A 3,698-nucleotide genomic window follows, 5' to 3' on the forward strand; every position below is an offset into this window, starting at 1 on the left:
TTCTGGGATGGCCTTTTCTTTCTGCCGACTTTTTTTTGAGCTTTCATGCCCCATCTGAGTTTATGAGCCTTTTTTTTACGGCACGCATCAATAAGGAAGGAGGGATTTAGAAAAGTTTTGGACGACAAAAAATGTTGGGGACAGCGAAGCCGTCCGGCGTTATTTTTTTCGGTACAAAGGGCGAAGACCGGAACTCTTTCGTATCCATCCACCGAAATAAATTTGCCGTTCAAAAACAAAGGGTCTCAGATGGAGCTATGAAAAACGCACATTAAGGGAGGCAGAAAACAAGGAAAAGGGCAGTACGGAAAGTAAAACAAACCATACGGTTTTGCTTGCAAAACCGTATTCCTATCTCCCTGCCACAAGTGGCAGGGGGGAACGGGTTAGCAACGGACTGCCGGGACAAACGGTAAAAGGAAGGGACTGCAATACGAAAGAAGGAGGTTGTTTCGGCAATGCCGAAGCTCCGGATGATGACCATTGCAATCCCGCCCACGTTTGGAACTTCTCTTTTCTGGTTTACCCATAATCAGCCGCATAGCGGATGACTACGGGTAAACCAGAAAAGAGAACAGTCATTCAAATAAAGGGGAGGGTGGGAAAGAATACTGCGTGAACGCAAAAACGCTCTCGGATATATAGCAAAAAAAAGCGGCACAAGGCCGCTTCAATTATTTGCTTGCTTTTTTCTTTTTAGAGACAGCCTTCTGTTTAGGCTGATCCGGTTTTTCTTCTTCTTTTTCCGGAGCCGGATAAAACTTGGTGGCTACCATCACAATGCGGTTACGCTTCTCTCCACTTTTAGAATCCGTCCATTCTTCCGGCTTAAAGTAGCCTTCAACGGTTATCAGCTCACCTTTTTTCAATACATCGAAGGAATCCAGTGCTTCATTCTTTCTCCAGGCTTCAATCCCCATGAAAGCGGAAACATAAGAGGTTTCTTCACCTGTCTTGTCTGCACGGCTGACCGCGATAGAAAAGCGTGCTACGCTTGCTGTTTCAAAACTACGGATTTCTGCATCCTTACCGATAAAACCTGTTACTGCGAATGAATTTTCAATCTTTTTCATATCTCTGATTTTTTAGAAGTTAATTAATCAATTTTACAGTGCAATAACTGATTGTTGGCTTTGGGGGACACCATGAAAAAAGATATAAATACGCTTTTTATGCTAGCCGGAAAAAGGAAGATTTGTAACTTTTTTATTGGTGAAGATGGCAGCAAATAATTCGGGTTAAATACGCTTTTTGTGCAGGGCAAAAAAAGGAAGATTTCAGCCGAATAACAACGTGGTGTTTGTGAATCGCCCCCTTATCCCCGTAACCGGGGTTAGCAACAATCTATATTTGCAACGGAAAATGATTTGACTTCACTAAAAAATGATATGAAAAAGACAAAACTTGAAAATCAGCAACAGGTTTGGAAAGGATGCAAAAAAACAACCGGTCAGACAGAAAGCATGGCACATTCCGAAAATATGGTCTGCCGCCTATCGACACACCGGAAGAAACCTCTGCAATTCCTTTTAAAAAAATGAAGCCGAAGAATGAAGCATACAATATTCCACGTATCGGAAGAAGTGGCTCCTCGATAAAACAAAAACCTACTACGGAAGAACAGACTTACGGATTCTGTGGGGAGAACATAACCATACAGGCACACAGCCACTACAACTGTTTCCGGAAAAAGAAGATTATACTACCGGAAAAACAGAAAGGCATCCACTCGGAGAAAAGCAAACGATTGAAGCGGACTGCCAATCTGGTGGCGAAATATCCGACTACCTATCTACAGCCCTAAAAGGCTGGGGCATATGGGTAAGCAACAGACTGCCGGGCAAATAAAAGGAGAGTGGCATAGCCGCCGGAAAGAAGTTGTTTCGGCGTGGCCGAAACTCCGAAAGCAGACCGGATATGCCTCTCTCCTTTGCCTTCCCCATTTCTGGATTTCACACAATCACATTAAGTAAAATTCATCTATCACTGCTTTTCATATTTATTGTGTCTCTCTCTTTTGCACCGGAAATATTAGCACTTACAGCAACCAGACGGTATGACATCGCCACGTTTGATCATACCGCTGGAGAACAGTGATATACAATCTGAATCAAAACAGATTGTGTATCACCAATTTCTTTTTTTGTGCCTTGTTAAACGTATAAGAAGTTCCTCCGGCAGATTTTCCATCCCAATAAGCAATCAGCCTACAGGCGTGTGAAATCATGTAATCATTACGGTGGGCATAGCATTGAGCATAATAATATTCGGATAGAACTACCACCTTGTCGGCTTGGCGCAAAATATCAGCATACCTCTGTTTGTCCTCTTTGTTGAAATACACATCTTGCCCGACATAAGGAACAACCGCCACCAAAACCATATCGGGATATTGTTTCCTTTGTTCAAGTATGGTATGAGCAGCCATCATGTCAAATCCAACCGCACAACCAATATAGAAAAAACGGATTCCATTCTCATAGCAGAAACGTACCTCTTCATTCAACGATACGGACAAAGCATATTTATTTGTTCGTATCGTTCTATGACCGGTAAAAGCAACGGACATCATTTTCATCCATTTATCACGTGCCTTTCTACATATATCCAACGAACCTGCCGAAGTTTCATACACCATTCCATTCACCTCATAACGATAAGTGAACCAAGTAGTATCTCCAAAGATACCCTTCTGCTTCTCTATATAACTCTCTTTTTCTTTCATCTTATAACATACGGACAACTGTTTTACCTAAAAAGAAACCTCCCAAAACCTCACCTCCTATTTTTTCCAACTGACATGCGAAACGAGCATACGAAAACCCTTTCGTTAAAATATCGTCAAATACCAAGATTTTCTTACCCCGAAAAAAGTCCTTGTCAAATTCTATCACTTGTACTTTTTGAAGCGACTTGCTATCAAATTTCTCATGAATAGCCAAACGATCTCCACTGGCACGTATATGTTCATACGCATTGATAGCACCTGAAAACTTACACACAGCCGAAGCAAACCCCTTATAACGAAGTTCATTCTTATCAGCGGAAGAAGCCGGGACACAAGCAAAAACAATATTCTTAACATCATCACCAAAAACTTGATGTAACTTATTCGCTATCATCCAAGCTACATTCAAATAAGATTTTCCATCCTTAAAACTCCATATCATCTTACGAATTTGCCATTCTCTTTCCGTTGCCTGCCGATATTGCATAGGAAGATATTCAAAAAAAGAAAACATCATCTTATGTCATTGTCTGTCTAAACTAGGATATTTACTCTGATGTGCCATAGTCTTTTATCTATTAAAATTAAACTTATGCTTCAGCTAGATTTAAAGACCTTTTTTTAAAACCCCTTTCCGGAATGGCCTTTTCTTTCTGCCGACTTTTTTTTTGAGCTTTCATGCCCCATCTGAGTTTATGAGCCTTTTTTTACGGCACACAACAAGAAGGAAGGAGGGATTGAGAAAAGTTTTGGACGACAAAAAATGTTGGGGACAGCGAAGCCGTCCGGCGTTATTTTTTCAGGACAAAGGGCGAAGACCAGAACTCTTTCGTATCCATCCACCGACATAAATTTGCCGTTCAAAAACAAAGGGTCCCAGATGGAGCTATGAAAAACGCACATTAGGGGAGGCAGAAAACAAGGAAAAGGGCAGTACGGAAAGTAAAACAAACCATACGGTTTTTGCCTG

7 protein-coding genes are annotated in these 3,698 nt (G+C 41.4%); 4 read left to right on the plus strand and 3 right to left on the minus strand.

What is annotated here, in order from left to right:
- Window positions 1-331 precede the first annotated feature (331 nt).
- The gene (locus tag BSAG_RS25195; RefSeq protein ID WP_008771437.1) at window positions 332-532 is read left to right on the plus strand and encodes a hypothetical protein; all 201 of its coding nucleotides are present in this window, start codon (window positions 332-334) and stop codon (window positions 530-532) included.
- 142 nt (window positions 533-674) lie between these two features.
- On the opposite strand, the gene BSAG_RS15730 is transcribed toward BSAG_RS25195, so the two are convergent.
- Complete coding sequence (locus BSAG_RS15730; RefSeq protein ID WP_005868746.1) at window positions 675-1,073, minus strand: single-stranded DNA-binding protein; 399 nt, start codon at window positions 1,071-1,073, stop codon at window positions 675-677.
- Between the two features lie 315 nt (window positions 1,074-1,388).
- On the opposite strand from BSAG_RS15730, the gene BSAG_RS24040 reads away from it, so the two are divergent.
- The 3 genes from BSAG_RS24040 to BSAG_RS25200 are packed head-to-tail and all read left to right on the plus strand — an operon-like array spanning window position 1,389 to window position 1,973.
- Complete coding sequence (locus tag BSAG_RS24040) at window positions 1,389-1,541, plus strand: hypothetical protein (RefSeq protein ID WP_229106191.1); 153 nt, start codon at window positions 1,389-1,391, stop codon at window positions 1,539-1,541.
- Window positions 1,538-1,804: a hypothetical protein gene (locus BSAG_RS25535; protein ID WP_229035966.1), complete on the plus strand. Its 267-nt coding sequence runs from the start codon at window positions 1,538-1,540 to the stop codon at window positions 1,802-1,804. The genes BSAG_RS24040 and BSAG_RS25535 overlap by 4 nt, the downstream gene beginning before the upstream one ends.
- Window positions 1,805-1,817: 13 nt before the next feature.
- A complete protein-coding gene (locus BSAG_RS25200) occupies window positions 1,818-1,973 on the plus strand; it encodes a hypothetical protein (protein WP_008777452.1) in 156 nt (51 codons plus the stop codon).
- A gap of 137 nt (window positions 1,974-2,110) precedes the next feature.
- Here BSAG_RS25200 and BSAG_RS15720 read toward each other — a convergent pair whose 3' ends face one another.
- Both BSAG_RS15720 and BSAG_RS15715 read right to left on the minus strand, forming a co-directional pair.
- Window positions 2,111-2,725, minus strand: coding sequence for an SLOG family protein (locus BSAG_RS15720; RefSeq protein WP_008771441.1), 615 nt, complete (start codon window positions 2,723-2,725; stop codon window positions 2,111-2,113).
- A 1-nt stretch (window position 2,726) separates the two neighbouring features.
- Window positions 2,727-3,245: a phosphoribosyltransferase gene (locus BSAG_RS15715; protein ID WP_008771442.1), complete on the minus strand. Its 519-nt coding sequence runs from the start codon at window positions 3,243-3,245 to the stop codon at window positions 2,727-2,729.
- Between the last annotated feature and the right edge of the window lie 453 nt (window positions 3,246-3,698).

Origin of the sequence: Bacteroides sp. D1 (genome assembly GCF_000157095.2) — a bacterium.
GTDB lineage: Bacteria > Bacteroidota > Bacteroidia > Bacteroidales > Bacteroidaceae > Bacteroides > Bacteroides xylanisolvens.

Bases quoted from the DNA above. Each gene is read 5' to 3' on its own strand.
- BSAG_RS15730 (WP_005868746.1), bottom strand. From the start codon at position 1,073: ATGAAAAAGATTGAAAATTCATTCGCAGTAACAGGTTTTATCGGTAAG.
- BSAG_RS25200 (WP_008777452.1), top strand. From the start codon at position 1,818: ATGGGTAAGCAACAGACTGCCGGGCAAATAAAAGGAGAGTGGCATAGC.
- BSAG_RS25535 (WP_229035966.1), top strand. From the start codon at position 1,538: ATGAAGCCGAAGAATGAAGCATACAATATTCCACGTATCGGAAGAAGT.
- BSAG_RS15715 (WP_008771442.1), bottom strand. From the start codon at position 3,245: ATGATGTTTTCTTTTTTTGAATATCTTCCTATGCAATATCGGCAGGCA.
- BSAG_RS24040 (WP_229106191.1), top strand. From the start codon at position 1,389: ATGAAAAAGACAAAACTTGAAAATCAGCAACAGGTTTGGAAAGGATGC.
- BSAG_RS15720 (WP_008771441.1), bottom strand. From the start codon at position 2,725: ATGAAAGAAAAAGAGAGTTATATAGAGAAGCAGAAGGGTATCTTTGGA.